The organism is Natronosalvus rutilus, assembly GCF_024204665.1.
Taxonomy (GTDB): domain Archaea; phylum Halobacteriota; class Halobacteria; order Halobacteriales; family Natrialbaceae; genus Natronosalvus; species Natronosalvus rutilus.
This window is the reverse complement of record NZ_CP100355.1, coordinates 3,590,232-3,606,718: the sequence shown is the minus strand read 5'-3', so window position 1 is coordinate 3,606,718 and position 16,487 is coordinate 3,590,232. Positions and strand designations below refer to the sequence as shown.

20 protein-coding genes are annotated in these 16,487 nt (G+C 64.1%); 7 read left to right on the top strand and 13 right to left on the bottom strand.

Going from position 1 to position 16,487, the window contains the following annotated elements; translation table 11 throughout:
• Window positions 1-114: 114 nt before the first annotated feature.
• Together NGM29_RS17570 and purF are read left to right on the top strand one after the other, a co-directional pair.
• Window positions 115-600: a metal-dependent hydrolase gene (locus NGM29_RS17570; protein WP_254158077.1), complete on the top strand. Its 486-nt coding sequence runs from the start codon at window positions 115-117 to the stop codon at window positions 598-600.
• A 164-nt stretch (window positions 601-764) separates the two neighbouring features.
• Window positions 765-2,237 (top strand): amidophosphoribosyltransferase, encoded by a 1,473-nt coding sequence (gene purF, locus NGM29_RS17565; RefSeq protein ID WP_254160629.1) that lies wholly within the window; start codon window positions 765-767, stop codon window positions 2,235-2,237.
• 46 nt (window positions 2,238-2,283) lie between these two features.
• Here purF and NGM29_RS17560 read toward each other — a convergent pair whose 3' ends face one another.
• Both NGM29_RS17560 and NGM29_RS17555 read right to left on the bottom strand, forming a co-directional pair.
• Window positions 2,284-2,847, bottom strand: a complete 564-nt coding sequence (locus NGM29_RS17560; protein WP_254160627.1) for a DUF420 domain-containing protein — start codon at window positions 2,845-2,847, stop codon at window positions 2,284-2,286.
• Between the two features lie 109 nt (window positions 2,848-2,956).
• On the bottom strand, window positions 2,957-3,631 hold the full coding sequence (locus NGM29_RS17555) for an HD domain-containing protein (RefSeq protein ID WP_254158076.1): 675 nt from the start codon (window positions 3,629-3,631) through the stop codon (window positions 2,957-2,959).
• A gap of 158 nt (window positions 3,632-3,789) precedes the next feature.
• Between NGM29_RS17555 and NGM29_RS17550 the strand changes: the two genes are divergently transcribed.
• Both NGM29_RS17550 and NGM29_RS17545 read left to right on the top strand, forming a co-directional pair.
• The gene (locus NGM29_RS17550) at window positions 3,790-4,560 is read left to right on the top strand and encodes an alanyl-tRNA editing protein (RefSeq protein WP_254158075.1); all 771 of its coding nucleotides are present in this window, start codon (window positions 3,790-3,792) and stop codon (window positions 4,558-4,560) included.
• A gap of 54 nt (window positions 4,561-4,614) precedes the next feature.
• Window positions 4,615-5,019, top strand: a complete 405-nt coding sequence (locus tag NGM29_RS17545; RefSeq protein WP_254158074.1) for a DUF7344 domain-containing protein — start codon at window positions 4,615-4,617, stop codon at window positions 5,017-5,019.
• 108 nt (window positions 5,020-5,127) lie between these two features.
• Here NGM29_RS17545 and NGM29_RS17540 read toward each other — a convergent pair whose 3' ends face one another.
• The 3 genes from NGM29_RS17540 to NGM29_RS17530 all read right to left on the bottom strand — a co-directional run bounded on the left by NGM29_RS17540 (window position 5,128) and on the right by NGM29_RS17530 (window position 7,989).
• Entirely contained in the window at window positions 5,128-5,982 is an 855-nt protein-coding gene (locus tag NGM29_RS17540) for a DUF7001 family protein (RefSeq protein WP_254158073.1), read from the bottom strand.
• 81 nt (window positions 5,983-6,063) lie between these two features.
• A complete protein-coding gene (locus NGM29_RS17535; protein WP_254158072.1) occupies window positions 6,064-6,978 on the bottom strand; it encodes an NAD-dependent epimerase/dehydratase family protein in 915 nt (304 codons plus the stop codon).
• An 84-nt stretch (window positions 6,979-7,062) separates the two neighbouring features.
• The gene (locus tag NGM29_RS17530; RefSeq protein ID WP_254158071.1) at window positions 7,063-7,989 is read right to left on the bottom strand and encodes a sulfide-dependent adenosine diphosphate thiazole synthase; all 927 of its coding nucleotides are present in this window, start codon (window positions 7,987-7,989) and stop codon (window positions 7,063-7,065) included.
• 182 nt (window positions 7,990-8,171) lie between these two features.
• Between NGM29_RS17530 and NGM29_RS17525 the strand changes: the two genes are divergently transcribed.
• Window positions 8,172-8,564 carry an FxLYD domain-containing protein gene (locus NGM29_RS17525; RefSeq protein WP_254158070.1) on the top strand — a complete coding sequence of 131 codons (393 nt, stop codon included), beginning with the start codon at window positions 8,172-8,174 and terminating at the stop codon, window positions 8,562-8,564.
• A 79-nt stretch (window positions 8,565-8,643) separates the two neighbouring features.
• Window positions 8,644-10,161: a flippase gene (locus tag NGM29_RS17520; protein ID WP_254158069.1), complete on the top strand. Its 1,518-nt coding sequence runs from the start codon at window positions 8,644-8,646 to the stop codon at window positions 10,159-10,161.
• Between the two features lie 204 nt (window positions 10,162-10,365).
• Here NGM29_RS17520 and NGM29_RS17515 read toward each other — a convergent pair whose 3' ends face one another.
• From NGM29_RS17515 to NGM29_RS17480, 8 genes are all read right to left on the bottom strand, one after another.
• On the bottom strand, window positions 10,366-10,629 hold the full coding sequence (locus NGM29_RS17515; RefSeq protein WP_254158068.1) for a DUF7314 family protein: 264 nt from the start codon (window positions 10,627-10,629) through the stop codon (window positions 10,366-10,368).
• Complete coding sequence (locus tag NGM29_RS21510) at window positions 10,622-10,888, bottom strand: DUF7315 family membrane protein (RefSeq protein ID WP_425499269.1); 267 nt, start codon at window positions 10,886-10,888, stop codon at window positions 10,622-10,624. The genes NGM29_RS17515 and NGM29_RS21510 overlap by 8 nt, the downstream gene beginning before the upstream one ends.
• Window positions 10,889-11,197: 309 nt before the next feature.
• On the bottom strand, window positions 11,198-11,971 hold the full coding sequence (locus tag NGM29_RS17505; protein ID WP_254158066.1) for a cytochrome b family protein: 774 nt from the start codon (window positions 11,969-11,971) through the stop codon (window positions 11,198-11,200).
• A 6-nt stretch (window positions 11,972-11,977) separates the two neighbouring features.
• On the bottom strand, window positions 11,978-12,772 hold the full coding sequence (locus NGM29_RS17500) for a cytochrome b (protein ID WP_254158065.1): 795 nt from the start codon (window positions 12,770-12,772) through the stop codon (window positions 11,978-11,980).
• Window positions 12,769-13,647, bottom strand: coding sequence for a hypothetical protein (locus NGM29_RS17495; RefSeq protein WP_254158064.1), 879 nt, complete (start codon window positions 13,645-13,647; stop codon window positions 12,769-12,771). Before NGM29_RS17495 ends, NGM29_RS17500 begins: the two co-directional genes overlap by 4 nt.
• 2 nt (window positions 13,648-13,649) lie before the next feature.
• Complete coding sequence (locus tag NGM29_RS17490) at window positions 13,650-14,054, bottom strand: DUF7318 family protein (RefSeq protein ID WP_254158063.1); 405 nt, start codon at window positions 14,052-14,054, stop codon at window positions 13,650-13,652.
• A 2-nt stretch (window positions 14,055-14,056) separates the two neighbouring features.
• Window positions 14,057-14,725: a plastocyanin/azurin family copper-binding protein gene (locus NGM29_RS17485; protein WP_254158062.1), complete on the bottom strand. Its 669-nt coding sequence runs from the start codon at window positions 14,723-14,725 to the stop codon at window positions 14,057-14,059.
• Between the two features lie 75 nt (window positions 14,726-14,800).
• Window positions 14,801-15,619 carry a DUF7319 domain-containing protein gene (locus NGM29_RS17480; protein ID WP_254158061.1) on the bottom strand — a complete coding sequence of 273 codons (819 nt, stop codon included), beginning with the start codon at window positions 15,617-15,619 and terminating at the stop codon, window positions 14,801-14,803.
• Window positions 15,620-15,771: 152 nt separating this feature from the next.
• On the opposite strand from NGM29_RS17480, the gene NGM29_RS17475 reads away from it, so the two are divergent.
• Window positions 15,772-16,431 (top strand): helix-turn-helix domain-containing protein, encoded by a 660-nt coding sequence (locus NGM29_RS17475; protein WP_254158060.1) that lies wholly within the window; start codon window positions 15,772-15,774, stop codon window positions 16,429-16,431.
• Window positions 16,432-16,487 lie beyond the last annotated feature (56 nt).

Here is a 16,487-nt window from a genome sequence, read left to right as displayed (position 1 = left end):
GTCTGGCATACCTCATAGCGAGCCGTCTGGCGACCGGCCGACCACGAGGTCGGTTCTGGCCCCCTGACCGTCACGAAGACAGGCTTTTCTCCCTCGGCTACACAGACCGAGTCGATGAACAAGAAAGGACACGTGCTCAACGCCGCCCTCCTGGGAATCGGGCTGGCGTACCTCCTCGAGCCAGCCGGGGACGAGACGACCTTCGCGACGGTGCTCGAAGTGGGCGTGCCCGTCACACTCGGGGCGCTGTTCCCGGACGTGGACACGGCGTTCGGGAGACACCGCAAGACGCTGCACAACCTGCCCATCCTGGTGGGGTTCGCCGCCTTTCCGTTCTACTTCGGCAACCTCGAGTGGGTCTGGCTCGGCATCCTGACTCACTACGTGCTCGACGTCGCCGGCAGCAAGCGCGGTATCGCCCTGTTCTACCCGGTCTGGAAGAGGGAGTTCGGTCTCCCCGTCGGCGTCGCCGTCACGAGCCGGCAGGCGGACCTGGTGACCGTTCTCGTCACGGCCGGCGAACTGCTGATCGCCGCGGCCGTCATCTACCGGGCGGACGTCTGGGCGAGCGAGACGGCACGCGCGATGCTCGGGCTATAGTCGGCTCGCGGAAACTCGACGACGACGCGCATGTATGCACGGACGCGCATATTCTCCCTCTCGAAATCACGGATGCGAGCACGAACACGGGGGATTTTTATCGTCCTGGCCCGGTAGGTTCAGCCATGACTGATGGGCGGGGCGAGACACCCCGGCGAACAGGGATGACCGAGAAGTGCGGCGTCGTCGGCGTTGCACTCGCGGACCGCGACGTCGCGCGGCCGCTCTACTACGGACTCTACGCGCTCCAGCACCGCGGACAGGAGTCCGCCGGCATCGTCACCCACGACGGCTTCCAGCAACACAGCCACGTCGAACTTGGACTCGTCGGCGACGCCTTCGACGAGGGCGACCTCGAGTCGCTCGCGGGCGCGGCCGGGATTGGTCACGTTCGCTATCCCACCGCCGGAAGCATCGACACCTCCTGCGCCCAACCGTTCTCGGTCTCGTTCAAATCGGGCTCGCTCGGACTCAGCCACAACGGCAACCTCGTCAACGCCGACGAGATTCGAGACGACCTCGCCGCGCTCGGCCACGCCTTCACCTCCGACGGCGACACGGAGGTGATCGCCCACGACCTCGCGCGCAACCTGCTCGAGGAGGACCTGATCCGGGCCGTCAAGCGGACGATGCAGCGGATTCACGGCTCGTACTCGCTGACGATCATGCACGACGAGACCGTGATGGGCGTCCGCGATCCGCAGGGGAATCGGCCGCTCTGTCTCGGCAAACTCGAGGACGGCTACGTGCTGGCCTCCGAATCCGCGGCGATCGACACCCTCGGCGGCGAGTTCGTCCGCGACATTCGACCCGGGGAACTCGTCGTCCTCGAGGAGGACGGTTCCGGGTTCGACTCCTACCAGCTCGTCGAGGCCGAGGCGACCGCTCACTGTTTCTTCGAACACGTCTACTTCGCCCGCCCGGATTCACAGATCGACGGCACGCTGGTCTACGAGGCCCGTCGCAGACTCGGGCGCAAACTCTGGGAGGAAAGCGGCGTCGAGACCGACGTCGTCATGCCGGTTCCCGACTCCGGGCGCGCGTTCGCCTCGGGGTACGCCGACGCCGCCGACGAGACGACCGCCCAGGGAGAGCCCCGGGAGGAGGACGACGACGGCGTCGAGTTCGCGGAGGGCCTGATGAAGAACCGCTACGTCGGCCGGACGTTCATCATGCCGACCCAGGACGAGCGCGAGCGCGCCGTGCGACTCAAACTCAACCCGATCACCTCGACGGTCGAGGGCAAGACCGTCACCCTCATCGACGACTCCATCGTCCGCGGGACGACTTCGAACCAGCTCGTCGAACTCCTCAAGAACTCCGGGGCGGCGGAGGTCCACATGCGCATCGGTGCACCGCCGATCGTCGCCCCCTGTTACATGGGGATCAACATGGCGACCCGCAAGGAACTCATCGCCTCGGACAAGACGATCCCCGAAATCGGCGACGAGATCGGTGCCGACAGCCTCGCGTACCTCTCGCCAGACGCCGTCGCCGAGGTGCTTGAGACCGACCGGGACGACCTTTGTCTGGGCTGTGTCACCGGCGAGTACCCCTACGACATCGACGGTGAAGCGACCGACCGCGACGTAACTCGCCCGCAAATTGGGCAGGCGACCGTCGATGCGGACGACTGAACGGGCGATTCTGCACTCGAGTCGATCTGGTGTGCTCGTTCGTCGGTCAGTAGATCACGTGCAACAACACGTAGACGACGACGCCGAGGCTGAACGAGACGAGCCAGAGTGCCGCGGCGATTCGCCCGACTCGCGCGTGAGCGGTCTTCCGAAGCTCCGGCACGCTGTGACTCGCGGCGAGCAAGAGGACGTAGTACAGCAGGGGAATGCAAACGATCGCCAGTAAGATGTGGATCGCCAGGACGGGCAGATAGACGTACAGTCGGATCGCGTCCGGACCCGGAAACGGCTGGGAACCGCCGAGGACGACTAGTCGGTACAGGTACAGGACGAGAAAGGTCGCGAACAGCACGGCCGAGGTCGCCATCAGCAGGCGGTGGCGGTCGACGTTTCCGCGTCTGATCGCGCGCCACCCCGTCGTGATCGTCACGATGGCGGTCAGGCTCAGGAGGACGTTCACCGTGGGAATCGCCTCGAGTAGCCAGGCGGGCGGCCTGGGAACGGCCGTCTGTGGAATCACGCCGCCAGCGGCGCCGAACACGAGCGCCAGGGAAACGAGCGAGAGCAGGGCCGTCAGGTGGGGAACGCGGCCTCGAGTGACTGCAGTCATCATTCGAAATCTGGTCCGAATCCCCAAATCGCTACCGTTCGCACGCTGTCGTCGGGACGCACGGCTGGCGACGCGCGATATCGATCACAGGCCGAGACACACGCGCAGGCTACTCGCCCAGTGCCGCAATCTCGTCTTCGAGCCACTCGCGGAACCACTTCACGCGCTTGAGTCGACGGTGGGCGATTCCGTCGGCGGTGTCGCTCCGGACGCGCGAGGCGGCGTCGAGTCCGCGCTCGAGGACCCGATCGACCATCTCGTCGGCGTCCATGTGCGTCCGCGCCTCGTAGCCCATGCGCAACAACATCAGCGCCGTCCCGTTGGCGCCGATCTTGTCGAGCAGGTCGGCCTCGATCACACACTGGCTCTCCATCGAGAGGTCGGTCACGTCGCCCTGGTAGGAGTGGTACTCGATGGCGCGAGTGACCTGGGCGATGAACGACTCCGGGTACTCGCTCTGGGCCTCGAGGTACTCGCGGGCGACGCGAGCGCCGGCCTCGGCGTGGAGTTCCTGGTCGGTCTCGAGTTTGGCGACGTCGTGAAACAGCGCGGCCACGCGCGTGACGTCGACATCGGCCCCTTCCTTCTCAGCGATCTCGGTCGCCAGATCGACGACGTTGAGGATGTGATTGTGGCGGTACTCGGCGGAGTGCCAGGGGTACCACCGCATCCGGCCGCCTTCGTCTTCTTTCTCGACGCTAGCGGCGAGGTACTCGAAGACGAACTGTTTCATGGCCTCGAACTCGGCGTCGGTGACCGTGGTCTCGGTTATCTCGACACCCACGATAGATCCCTCCGCAATATACGAACGATAGTCATTACACGAACATTAGAGTGATTCACTCTTTAGCCTTTGGTTCGGGGCGATGGACAGACGTTGGGTTTTGTCACGATCGACGACACTCGCCAGCTTATATTTCCCTCGAGCCCCTGGGCTCGCGTATGACCGACCTCCTGTATCTCGAGGACTCGAACGTCCGAACGTTCGACGCCACCGTCGAGCGGATCCTCGAGGACGGCCGCGTCGTCCTCGATCGAACACACTTCTACCCCGAAGGTGGGGGTCAGCCGGCGGACACGGGGACCCTCCGCGTCGATTCCGACGGAGAGGCGTTCGAGTGGCCCGTCGCTGACGTCCAGAAACGCGATACGGTGTACCACGTCCTGGATCTCGAGGCGGGCACAGATTCGACGGACGGGCCAATCGCGGACGTCCTCGAGCCCGGAACGACCGTAACCGGCGAACTCGACTGGGATCGACGGTACGCACATATGCGCTATCATACGGCCCAGCACCTCCTCTCGGCGTACCTGCTGGAGGCCTACGACGCGCCGACGACGGGCAACCAGCTCTACGCCGACCGGGCCCGACTCGACTGCGCGTACGAGCGCTTCCAGGACGACGACCTCGCGACGATCGAGGCGGCCGTCAACGACCTGATCCACGACGGCCTTCCCGTTCGCTGGTACGAATTCGAGCGCGACGTCGCCGAAGCCGAACTGGACCTCGAACGTACGCGAATCGATCTCCTGCCCGACAGTATCACGGAGATCCGGATCGTCGAAATAGGTGACGCGGACGACCCCTTCGACCGGGTCGCGTGCGCCGGCACGCACGTCCAGTCAACCGCGGACCTCGGTACGCTCGAGATCACCGGCCGCGAAACTGCCGGGAGCGGGGAGGAACGCGTCAGGTTTCGGCTCCTCGAGTAGCACCCAAATATTTTTGGCGCAATTATTGAGAGGGAGAGGGTCCCGGTAATAGTTATGTCAACCGTGCGAACCCCATCGGTGGAGGCGGTCTTCGAGGCGCTTTCGGACGCCCGGCGACGGTACGTGCTGTCGCTGCTGCTGACCCGTCCGCGGGTGGGCGTCGAGGAACTCTGCGACGAGGTCGTCGGCTGGGAGCGAGCGGGGGCCGACGGCGCCGTCGTGCGAGACTCGATGATCACCGTTTCGCTGGTGCACAATCATTTACCGAAACTCGACGACCTGGGTCTGGTCGACTACGACGCCGAGAACGGATGCGTCGCTCAAGCTGACGTCGACCTCGAGACGCGGCGCATCGTCGAGCGAGCGATCGAACTCGACGAGTCGGTACCGGTGGCACCCGCCTCGCCGGTCAGCAGCGATTACCGCCCGGAGTCGTCGCTCGCGCTCGACGACGAGTGATCGCTCGAGCGGGTGCGAGCGTGACCGCGAGCGACGGTATTCGTAACTATATCCGCGCCGTCACTCGCGTCCCTCAGTCTTCGTAACTGCCTCCGCGCCACCGATCGCCTATTCTTCAGTATCCGTATTCACGTCCGCACCGGTCGCGTCCGCCTCAGCGTCCGCATCAGGACCATCGACCGTATCCGCCTCAGCGTTCACATTCGCGTAAACCGCGCCGTGGTCGGCGCAAAACGCCGTCCCTGATAGCTGAGCCCGAACGACACCCTCGTGGGTGTGAGCGTTGTACAGCCGACAGGTCGGCTCCGCACAGAACGGCTCGCCAGTCTCGAGGTAGTGGGCGGCCTGGAGAACGAACCCGCAAATCGCGTCGGTCGTTCGGGGGTCGTCCTCGAGGAGGAACTTGTCCGCGACGTCGCGCTCGAGAATCTCTCTCGGCGGCACGTCGCCCGAAACGAGCGCTCGTCGCTGTTGTTCCTGGTAGTACGATTTGGGTTTGGCCGGCGCCTCGTACAGTCCAGGAACCGAGACGAGCGCCGGCTGACCGGGAACCGTCACCCGCTTGTGCCAGCGTCCGTCGTGGTCACCCCACGTCGCGAGTGCTCGGTCGAGGAGGACGACGTGGGCCCACTTGAGTCCTCGCTCATCGGCCGGCAGTTCCCGGTTGAGCGCGCGAGCGATCTGCGCGCCGTCGTAGAGCACGCCGCCTTCCCGCTCGGGATGCTCGAGGGCGCGCTTCTCGTAGCGAACGGTTCCAAGCATCGTGTTCCCCGTCTCTCGTTTGCGCGGCCCTCGAATTCGGGCGGCCGCGAACCGCTCCGCCAGTTCGTCGCCCCGAACGTCGTCCAGAAACCGTTCCCGTACCGTTATCGACGCCTCGAGTCGCGGCTCGAGCCATGCGGCGACGGCGTCGGCGTCGACGACGGTGGTCGGTGCGCGATAGATGGCGACGTGGTCGACCATGGTACGACGTAGTGGTACCATCGAGTGTAATCATTGCGGTCGACCCTCGAGTGGACTGAGATACGAATCAGATCGCGTCGCTCACTCCAAAAACAGCGGCCCCGGCACCTGCTCGAGTTCCGCGTCCTCCCACGTGTGTTCAGGCCGCCAGTCGAGTTCCCGCCTCGCCTTCTCGGTGCTGAACGCCGACTGGTTCCCCTCGAGAGCACAGGAGTCGGGTAGGTCACCAAAGACCGTCTCGATCACCTCGGCGGTCGGGCGGTCGAGGAAGTTGTTCTCGGCCGCCGCGAGGTACACATCATGGCTTCCGTGGCCGTGGCCCTCGCGGTCGGCCTCGGGGTCCGCCTCGAGCACCGCTCGAACGATCGAGACGACGTCGCGAACGTCCACGTACGACCAGAAGTTGCCGTTCGGGTCCGCCGTCTCCGGATCGAACGTCTCTCGGCCCCGGGCCGTCTGCTGGCTCCCCGGATACGTGATCCAGGAGGGCCGGATCGAGGTCACCGAGATACCGTATTTGAGGGCGGTCGCCGCGGCGAGGTCTTCGCCGACGAGTTTCGACGTGGCGTAGGGATCCTCCGGGCGCAGCGGGTGATCCTCGTCGATCGGGAAGTACTCGGGAAGCCACGGTTCCTCGGCGAAGACCGACCCGTAGATACTCTCGCTCGAGGCCCAGACGACGTCCGCGCCGATTCGGCCCGCGGCTTCGAAGACGTGGTAGGTGCTCTCGACGTTCGTCAGGAAGGTCTCGGTGCCGGGGGTGATCTCGTTGCGTGGAATCGCCGCGAAATGGACCACGGCGTCGGGTTCGTACGTCTGGACGAGTTCCCACGTCTGGCCCTGCTCCCTGAGATCGGCCTCGAGGAAGGTGACGCTCTCGCGGGCCCGGGGCGGACGCTCGAGGTCGACGCCGACGACCTCGTGGTCGTCTCGCGCGAGGTCCTCGACGATCCAGCTACCAGCGCCGCCGGTCGCGCCGGTGACGATGACGGTCATATCGATCGTTTCTCGAGCGGCCCCTAAATGCTGTAGCTTTCGGCGTCGATCACCGACTCCGGAACGAGGCGGTGACCAACCGTCTCAGTCGTCCGCGGGAACTCGACTCGTCAGTTCTACCGGGTCAGCGTCGACCTCGAGTTCATCGAGGGCGACCTGGGCGGCGCGCTTGCCGGAGACGAGCATAGCGCCGAAGGTGGGGCCCATGCGCGGCAGGCCGTAGGCGGTCGCGGTTGCCATACCCGTCGCGATGAGTCCGTCGTGGACGAGGCCGGTGTGTTCGACGACGGCGTCCTCGCTCTTGCCGACCCACATTGAGTCGTGGCCGGGCGAGTCGTGACCGGGGGCGCCGTAGGTGTCGCCGTCGGTCTGATCCATCACCGTGCCGCGCTCGCGAGCGTCCCGAATGCCGGGCGCATCGAGGACGCCGCGCTCGTCCAGTTTGGTGATCGCCATCGCGTCGTGGCCCGTCGCGTCGATCACCAGGTCCGCCTCGACGGCGATGGGGTCGACGCAGGTAATCTCGCGGGGCAGGGCGTGGACCGGCGTCCAGTTCATCACGATGCCGGCGACGCGGTGGTCCTCGCGGATGACGATGTCCGTGAACTCCGTCATGTTCTGCATCTTCGCGCCCGCGTCGCAGGCGGCCTTGATCAGTGCGGAGCAGGCGTGGGGGCCGTTGGCGACGTACAGCCCCTCGGTGTCGGCCGCCGGCTTGTACTCGACGTCCAGTTCCTCGAGCACCCGCTGTGCGGGAGAGCGGACGGTGACCTTGTTCATCAGGAAGCCACCGAGCCAGAAGCCGCCGCCGAGGTAGTTGTTCTTCTCGACGACCATCGTCTTCACGCCGCGCTCGGCGAGTTCCTTCGCGGCGGTCAATCCGGAGGGGCCGCCGCCGACGATGATGACGTCCGAATCGGAGAAGTCCATGAACTCCTCGGTCCACTCCTGTCCAATCGCTCGGGTTACGTCTGCTTCGCCAACGTCGCTGAACGGTTCGAACTCGCCCATATTCACAAGTGGTACGACCAGGTAGTAAAACGTATCGAATCCGCTCGATCGTACACCGGTCGCCGCAAAGCCGCTCGTTCTGCTCGAGACGCCCGATGACCGAGCGGTCGGCGTCGTTCACTCGACGCGGCCGTTCCCGAAGGCTGAAGAGTCGACCGGTCGAACTGGTAGCTGACTCGCGTATGAAACGCCGCGCGCTCCTCGCGTCGACCGCCTTCGCCTCGCTGTCCCTCTCAGGGTGTCTCGACCTCCTGACGGACAGCGGCGAGGACATCCTCGAGCCGACAGATCTGGTGGTCGTCTGGTCGGACCTCCTCCGGGAGAACCCCTGGACCGACGAGGAGCGCGTCTCCGTCTGGGGGCTCGTCCGCAACGAGGGGGAACGAGAACCGACCTACGTCGAGATCCGGGCGACGTTCTTCGACGCTGACGGCGAGGAACTCGACACCGTCATCGAACTCATCGACGACACGACGGAGGGTACCGACTGGCCGTTCGAAGTGGAGTTCCCCCATTTCGGTGAGGCAGCCAGAGAGGTCGCCAGCTACGAACTCGAGCCAGCGACGAGCGTCTGAGCGAGTCGGTATCTGCTCCAGGTGCCGACTCGAGCCCAACCACAACCAGCAGTCGACTCAATACAGGACTCTCGAGGCTATGACCGAACACGACACTGGACTGTCCACGCTGGCGAAACAGGGGAGTATCACGTTCGTCGGGAACGTGCTCAACGGCGTCCTCGCATTCGCCATCGTGATGTTGATGACGCGGTTCGTCAGCCCCTCTGTCTACGGCCTATGGGTGCTCGCGACGTCGGTCATCCTCTTCATGCAGGTGTTCGCGAACCTCGGATTGCCGCTGGCGATCGATTACTTCGTCCCGCAGTACCTCGAGGCGGACGAACCCGGGAAAGCCAAGGGCGTCATCGTGCAAGTGACGGCGACCGTCCTGGTCACGTCGTCGCTGGTTGCGCTCGCGCTCGCGATGACGGCCGATACGTTCGGCGTCTTCTTCCGAGAGCCCTCGCTCGAGGTCGCGCTCTTGTTGCTGGCGGTGACGATTCCGATGCTCGCGATGTACAACGTCCTGCTCAAATCCTTCTACAGCATCAAGAAGCTCCAGTACCGGGTCGTGATGCGCGACATCGTGCGCCCGGTGGTTCGGTTCGTCGTCACCGCGGTACTCCTCCTGGCCGGCTTCGGGTTGCTCGGACTCGCAGGTGGCTACGTGGTCGGGCTCTTCGTGTGCATCGTGGTCGGTGCCCTCCTCTTTACCTACCGCGCCTGGGAGATCATGTCGGCGACGTTCGAACCCGTCGCGCCGGGTCCGATGATCCGGTACTCGGTGCCACTGGCCATGACGAGCGTCGTCTTCGTCCTGATGGGCCACGTCGATTACTTCATCCTCGGCTACTTCCTCGACTCGGGCGAGGTCGGCATCTACCGCGTCGGCTACATGCTCGGTTCCGGGTTGATGATCATCTTCAACTCCCTCTCGCCCGTGTTCAAACCGCTCATCGCCGAAACGCGAGACGACACCGCTCTCGTCCAGGAGCGCTTTCGCGTCGCCGCTCGCTGGATCGCGGGCATAACCCTCCCGTTCGCGATCATCATCTCCCTCGGTGCGGAGGCGTTTCTCTCCGTGATGTACACGCCCCAGTACGGCGAAGCCAGCGCCGTCGTCGCGCTCCTCGCGATGACATTCCTGTTCAACGTCACCTTCGGTGGTCCCGATGGCACCCTCCTGCAGGGGATGGGCTACTCCCGCATCGTCTTCGCCAACACCCTCGCGCTCTTTGGCACCAACCTCGTCGTCTCGTTCCTCCTCGTCCCGATCTACGGTATCAACGGGGCTGCCATCGGGTCTGCGTCCGCGCTCGTGGTCGTCGGCCTCCTGACACTGGGCGAACTCCACGTCGTCGACGGCATCCACCCCTTCACTCGAGACTTCGCCACCGTCGTTTTCGCGGGGATCCCGGCCGCCCTCGCCGGGCTTCCGATCGTCCTCCTCGTCGATTCGCACCTCGTCATCGTCGCCACGCTCCCGCTCGTGGTTCTCATTGTGTACGTGGCAACCCTCGTCGTTACGGATGCGTTCACGGACAAGGACGTTCAACTCGCCAACGAGTTCGGGTTCAATCTCCGGTCGTGGCTACCGAGGCGGGGCGGACAGTGACGCGTAGCGACCGTGAACGCTCGAACCGATCCGTCTCGAGCCATTGATTTAGGCCAGCGACTCCGAGCCACCGGCTCGAGCCACTACTTTGGTCGCCGACCCGAGCCACCACGAGTACCAGCGTGACCGGACGGCAGACCGTCCTCGAGAGTGCATTCGCTCGAAACCCAGCGGGACTCGGAAAAAGATGCGACGAGAGGGCGTTCAGTTGTTCTCGGCGTAGTGGGTTCGCACGCGCCGGCCGGCCGGGATGAGCGCCCAGAACGTGACCGCGCCCAGGATACCGAAGTAGAACGCCGCTTCCTTGACGACCAGTGCCAGCGTCGTGTACGTACCGGGGTCTTCGGGGTTCGGTCCAACGAGCTGGGTGTCGTAGAACGACGGCGTGTTGTACCAGCCGGCGAACGTCATCCACACCAGTATTCCGAGGGACAGGATCACGAAGCCCTTGACGAATTCGTCAGCCATTGTGTGACCCTTCGTCGGCGTCGTCTTTAGCGTTTCCCATTCCCGCCGTTCGAAACCGGGTCGAGAACGCGTAGGCGCCCGCCCCGCACGCGATCAGCGCAACGCCGAGCAACGCCAGCCCGATGCTCACGTCCGAGGCTGCCGCCTGCGCTCGATCGGTCGCGACGTCGAGCACGACGAACCCGCCAAGAATGCCGATTACCGCGAGAAGCGTCGAGAAGACGGTGATCGTCTTGTACAACCGCATGGGAACGACGATCTCGCGCTGGCCCGAGGCGCCGACTCGAGGTCCCTCTTTGGCGTTTTCCTCTCGCTCGCTCTTGCTCTTGTCCCCGCTCCCGTCCTCGAGGCCACCTTCGCGCTGTCCCGTCCGTACCTCTTCCGCCGGCGGGTCCGACCCCGATTCTGAGCCGCTCATAGCCGGGCTACGTGGCGACGGAAAATGAGTACTGCGACTTCACTCGGCGTTACGTCTCGAGTCGGCGGCTCGACTGGATACTGGATGGGCAACACGCGGCTGGTTGGACAACACACCGAACGACGTAAATAAAAGCCCGTACGCGACGACCTACCGCGGCGGTCGTAATCGGTAGTACCGCTTGTTGAGGTTGTACATGTACCCCTCCCGCATCGTCTTCAACACCGCGTAGGTGAGGATGGCACCGATGACGGGCAGGAAGAACGCCATGTCGAACGTGATGTGGACGTCCCAGGGGAACATGGCCTCGATCGGCAGGAGCGACAGCGTGAAGGCGAAGATGACGCCGCCGACGCCGATCGACGCCCAGAACGGCTCCTCGACGGGCCGTCGGGCGCTCCCCTTGTTCAGGAACGGAAGGATCGCGATTGCGCCGAAGACGGCGCCGTTCGCCAGCACGCCGTAGAGCTGGTCGGACATGATCTTCTCGCCCCCGGCGAGCGCCAGTTCGGGGTTCAGCGACTCGAGGTGCAACAGGCCGAACGACCAGTAGAGGTACCAGTCGGGCAGGATGACTGACGGCGTTTCGGCCGGGTTCGCTGGACTCTCGATCGTTGGCGGCAACAGCGCCGCGAGGAACAGCAACATACCGACGAAGAAACTCGCGAGTGCGAGGTTTCGGATCGTCTCGTGCGGCCAGGCTGGGAAGCCGAGCACGTCGCGCTCGATGTAACTCGACTCCTGGCGGAGGTCCTGGTCTTCCCGGCGGGCCCGCTCGAAGTACTCGTAGGTGAGTCGCGAGAGCCCGGTCGTTCGCTCTTTACGTTCGCTCCAGGTCGGCACCTCGTCGTCGGGGGCGACGATGCCGGTGCCGCTTCCGTCGGTTCGGACGTCGTTGTTTGCGTCGGTGTCTGTATCAGTCATGGTGGATCAGTGTGGTTCGGCGATGCCCTGCATCCAGACGATGCCGATGTGAAGCGCGATGAGCGCCGTGACGACGAACGGCAACACGAACACGTGCAGGATGTACATCCGTTGGAGCGTCGGTTGTCCCAGGCTGAGACCACCGAACAACAGGTTCGCGGCCCACTCGCCGACGATGGGGACCGAAATTGCCATCTCGACGCCGATCTGTCCCGCCCAGAACGCGAGCTGGTTCCAGGGCAGGAGGTAGCCGGTGTACCCGAAGAGCACGGTCAGTGCTAAGAGTACGACGCCGAGCAGCCAGTTGACCTCTCGGGGTTCCTTGTAGGCGCCCGTGAAGTAGACGCGAAGCATGTGCAAGAAGACCGCGGCTACCATCACCTGGGCCGCCCAGCGGTGGATGCTCCGGAGCATGAACCCGAAGTTGAGATCCGCCATGATCGACTCGATCGTCTGGTAGGCAACCGGCGTCTCGCCGGCCGTCGACGGAGAGTAGTAAAAGCCCAGTAGCGCACCGCTCAGTGCGGCGACGATGTACGCGAGTAACGAGAACGAACCTAGTGCGTAGAGCGGATACCAGTACCAGAACTTGTTGTCCAGGTTGTACTGCTCGGTGTGGCTCTTTGGCATCTGGAGGTTGATCTTGTAGTACATGTCCTCCAGCAACTCGAGGTAGTCGACGAGCCGGAGCCGTCGGTCGAGCCAGATCAGCATCGTCAGGTAGGACTTCTCGATGAGCGAGAGGTCCTTCTCGGCGAGCCACGCGCCGTGGTCGTGTTCGTCCTTGCGCTCCAGGCTCATTCGTCATCACCCGCCGGTCGCGGGAGCGCCACGAACTGCTGTTCGGTGATGTTGAAGGGTTTGTAGACGGAGTTGTGGCAGTTGCAGTAGATTTCGTTCGCGGCGCCGAACGCCGCTGCGTCGTCGAGCGTTCGGTAACCCGGCGCACAGCAGAAGTGCGTACACTTGTTGACGTAGCCGAGGTAACGACCGCCGTCTTCGTCCTGGGGGCAGGACGCTTCGACCCACTCGCGGGTGGAGTCGTTCATCTCCTCGACGTTTAGCTGGTCCGTCTTGATCACCAGAATGGGAACGGTCTGTTCCGGGGGAACGTTCTGTGATCGCCAGGTTCCCGTCGCGGGTTTGCCCTGGCCCGGTTCGCCGATGTCGTTGGTCCACTCGTCGTAGTCCTCGAAGTGTTCGGTGAGCATCGGGTCGCCGTTCTCGACGTCCGACATCCAGTCGTAGGAGCCGGCGTCGTAGCGAAGGACCTGATCCTCGCCATCGGCGTCGGGTTTGATCCCGCCGAACGTCTGGACGCCGCAGTACTGGTACCACTCGGTCGTGTACTCGACGCCGCCGAGTTCGGTGCTCGCCTCGACGACCTCCGTCCCGTCGTCGCGGACCTGCGTTTCCGGTTCGGGCCAGATCCCGAGTAACTGTCCATCGTCGTCGATCTCGATGGGAATCTGTGGAAGTCCGCGGGGGGCCGGACCGGCGGTTCGTTCCGCGCCGAAGTAGTTGACGAATCCGCCGCCGCCGCTCGTGGGGGCGGTCGCGCTGGAGACGGCGACTGCGCCGGTCGTCAGCACGCCGGCGAGCGCGGAGCCACCGACGACGCCCTTGACGAAGCGGCGACGGTCGGATTCGACTGGATATTTGTCGTCGTTAGCCATTGTTATCGTTTGTAGTAGGGGTAGATTGCGCGTTTGATCGTGTCCCATGCACCGGCGTCGCCGGCAAGCGACTGCCCTTCGACGTCCGATTCGCGGACGTAGAGGTCTTCCCACTTGCGACGGCGCTTCTTGACGATCATCACGTCGGGCAGGAACTCCTTGCGGTACAGCAGGAGGATGAACCCGAGGTTGAGGAAGATCGCCGACAGCAAGAAGCCGAGAAGCGTGTTCCCGACACCAGCGTCGAGTCCGGCGACCCCCCAGTTCGCCGAGAGGCCGTACACGAACAGCGAGACGAAGATGATCTGGACGAACGTCAACAGGACGATCGCGATTGCCGCGGCTGTACTCTCGCGCGCCGGTTCGTAGCGGTGAATGTCGCCGTACGTACTTCCTGACGATGACATGGTTATTTCCTCCCTGGGCTGCTGGTGTTGGCCGATTCACCGTACTTCAGCAGGTAGAACGTGAACGTGAGGGCGATGAATATCGCGAAGAACGACGCGACGCCGACGAAGTGCTTCTGGATCGGGACGCCGAGTTCGTGGATGTCGACGTCGGCGGTCGCCGCGCCTCCACCACCCGCGTCCGAGGTCACTTCGATGGAGCCCGTCATTCCAATACTGACGTGGGGATCACAGACGTACTCGTAGGTTCCCTCGGTCTCGAACGTGTGTTCGTAGGTCCCTTCGGCCTGGAGGTCCGTCTGGCCTTCCCAGTTCGCGCCCTCGGGCTGACTTCCGGGGTTGACGTTGTGCTGGTTGGAGCCGACCCACTCCCAGGTGACCGTAGTGCCGGGCTCGATGGTCAACTCCGCGGGAACGAACTCGTTGTCGTCGACTTCGACGGTTTCGCTGCCGCCGCCTCCGCCGCCACCGCCGGCTGACTCGTTGCCACCGCCACCGGACGACTCGTTACCGCCTCCGCCGGCTTCGGTGTCGTTTCCGCCGCCACCGTCGCCTGTTTCGGTGTCGTTACCGTTCTCCTCTTCCTGGGCTACGACGGGTGTCGCAGCAGTGGCGGCTACGGCACCCCCAGACACGCCGCTGGCCGCTACTATAAACTCCCGCCTCTTCATACAATGTGGACTCAGGAACGTGTTCGCTTAAACCCACCGATGCAGCCGCTGGCCGTGCCCCGCGGTATCGTGGGGTTACTCCTCGAGCGGCGACCGATTTCGGGGCGGTGCGTCGCGCTCGAAGGCCTCGTCGTCGATGGGGAGAAACGAGGGTCGATCCCCGGAGCCGATCGTTCGCAGACGCGACTCGTACGCTTCGGTCCGGAATCGATCCGAGAGTCGGGCGTTCGCCACCATCAAGAACAGCACGAGCGAGATGACGACGAGTACGACGCCCACGACGCCGAGGACGAGCTGAGACTGGATGCCTTGAACCAGCCAGATTCCGATCGCGACGACCCCGATGACGAGCTGTGCAATCGCTAGCAACTGGAGCATCCAGTTGCCGAGTTCGCTGTGTTCGCCTGCGAGGTCGGCGGGCTCGGGGAGGTGCCAATCGGCGGGTGGTTCCTCGACGTCGTAGCTCTCCATCGAGCACAGGGCGACCGTGGGTTTGACGTCGCGAACGACCGTTCCGCGACCCTCGACGGTCCCGTCCGGGAAGATAATCGCGTAATCGGTGTCGGAATAGGCCACGAGACTTCGTCGGCCGTCGACGACGGCGTACTCGAGCATCGCGAACACCTCCCGGTAGGCGATCCGGGTTTTGAGTTCCCGCTCGACGCGCTCAAGGAGTTCGTCGCCGGTGATCCAGGTGTCCGCGTCGAAGGCGACGTCCCACTCCTCCGGGCTTATCTCGGCCATGTCGGCCTCGCTGAAGTCCTCGAAGTCGTACTTCGCCTCGACCTGTCGGCGGAGATCCTCGACGGACTGGTCGTCGTCTCCCGTCGCCGCAGGGTCGGCCGACGGCTCGGTCGTTCGGCCGGCGGACGGTTCGTCCGAAGCGTCGGTCATCGTTCGACGATGGGACCCGTAGCCGCATAAGCGCCGCGACGTTCGCTGACAGCAATGGTGGTGCCGCCGAATCATCTCTGACCGGGGTGAGAGCGGGGACGTGGTATCAGGCAACACCAATACGTACGTGGCCGTGATACCGTCGGCTAGCAATGAGCGTCACGCTGGAGTTTACCGTCGAGAACGACCAGTTCACCCTCGGGCAGGTGCTGTCCGGGCCGCCGTCGATGCGCATCGAACTCGAGCGGATCGTGCCCACGGGAACCTCCGCAATGCCGTTTCTGTGGGTGTCAGGTGAGGACTACGCCTCGTTCGAGGAGAAAGTCGTCTCGCACCGCTTCGTCGAGGACATCATCGCCATCGACCGCGTCGAGAACGCGGTTCTGTACCGCGTCACGTGGCACGACGATCACACCGACCTGATCCGGGGGATCACGGACGCACAGGGGACGGTATTACAGGCTTTCAGCAACGGCGGCTGGGAGTTCCACGTTCGATTCCCGGACCACGACAAACTCTCACAGTTTCACAACTACACCACCGACAGCGGCATCTCTATCCACATTAACCGAACCTACACGGTCACCGAGCGAACGGAGAGCGTCCATCAGTTCGGCCTCTCCGACGAGCAACGCGAAGCCCTCGTCCTCGGACTCCGTCGCGGCTACTTCGACACGCCGAGCGAGGCGAGCTTGGACGAACTCGCGAACGAACTCGGCATCTCCCAGCAGGCCGTCTCCAATCGCGTTCGTCGGGGCACGAAACAGGTGCTCAGTGAGATATTACTCTCGACTGCAGCCGACTTCGACTGAGCCCCGTCTTAAGAGGGTTGTCTCAACAATAATGACTCCTTTCTCCATGGATCAAA

Coding starts and splice junctions, on each gene's coding strand:
- NGM29_RS17570 (WP_254158077.1), top strand. CDS start 115: ATGAACAAGAAAGGACACGTGCTCAACGCCGCCCTCCTGGGAATCGGG.
- purF (WP_254160629.1), top strand. CDS start 765: ATGACCGAGAAGTGCGGCGTCGTCGGCGTTGCACTCGCGGACCGCGAC.
- NGM29_RS17560 (WP_254160627.1), bottom strand. CDS start 2,847: ATGACTGCAGTCACTCGAGGCCGCGTTCCCCACCTGACGGCCCTGCTC.
- NGM29_RS17550 (WP_254158075.1), top strand. CDS start 3,790: ATGACCGACCTCCTGTATCTCGAGGACTCGAACGTCCGAACGTTCGAC.
- NGM29_RS17545 (WP_254158074.1), top strand. CDS start 4,615: ATGTCAACCGTGCGAACCCCATCGGTGGAGGCGGTCTTCGAGGCGCTT.
- NGM29_RS17540 (WP_254158073.1), bottom strand. CDS start 5,982: ATGGTCGACCACGTCGCCATCTATCGCGCACCGACCACCGTCGTCGAC.
- NGM29_RS17535 (WP_254158072.1), bottom strand. CDS start 6,978: ATGACCGTCATCGTCACCGGCGCGACCGGCGGCGCTGGTAGCTGGATC.
- NGM29_RS17530 (WP_254158071.1), bottom strand. CDS start 7,989: ATGGGCGAGTTCGAACCGTTCAGCGACGTTGGCGAAGCAGACGTAACC.
- NGM29_RS17525 (WP_254158070.1), top strand. CDS start 8,172: ATGAAACGCCGCGCGCTCCTCGCGTCGACCGCCTTCGCCTCGCTGTCC.
- NGM29_RS17520 (WP_254158069.1), top strand. CDS start 8,644: ATGACCGAACACGACACTGGACTGTCCACGCTGGCGAAACAGGGGAGT.
- NGM29_RS17515 (WP_254158068.1), bottom strand. CDS start 10,629: ATGGCTGACGAATTCGTCAAGGGCTTCGTGATCCTGTCCCTCGGAATA.
- NGM29_RS17505 (WP_254158066.1), bottom strand. CDS start 11,971: ATGACTGATACAGACACCGACGCAAACAACGACGTCCGAACCGACGGA.
- NGM29_RS17500 (WP_254158065.1), bottom strand. CDS start 12,772: ATGAGCCTGGAGCGCAAGGACGAACACGACCACGGCGCGTGGCTCGCC.
- NGM29_RS17495 (WP_254158064.1), bottom strand. CDS start 13,647: ATGGCTAACGACGACAAATATCCAGTCGAATCCGACCGTCGCCGCTTC.
- NGM29_RS17490 (WP_254158063.1), bottom strand. CDS start 14,054: ATGTCATCGTCAGGAAGTACGTACGGCGACATTCACCGCTACGAACCG.
- NGM29_RS17485 (WP_254158062.1), bottom strand. CDS start 14,725: ATGAAGAGGCGGGAGTTTATAGTAGCGGCCAGCGGCGTGTCTGGGGGT.
- NGM29_RS17480 (WP_254158061.1), bottom strand. CDS start 15,619: ATGACCGACGCTTCGGACGAACCGTCCGCCGGCCGAACGACCGAGCCG.
- NGM29_RS17475 (WP_254158060.1), top strand. CDS start 15,772: ATGAGCGTCACGCTGGAGTTTACCGTCGAGAACGACCAGTTCACCCTC.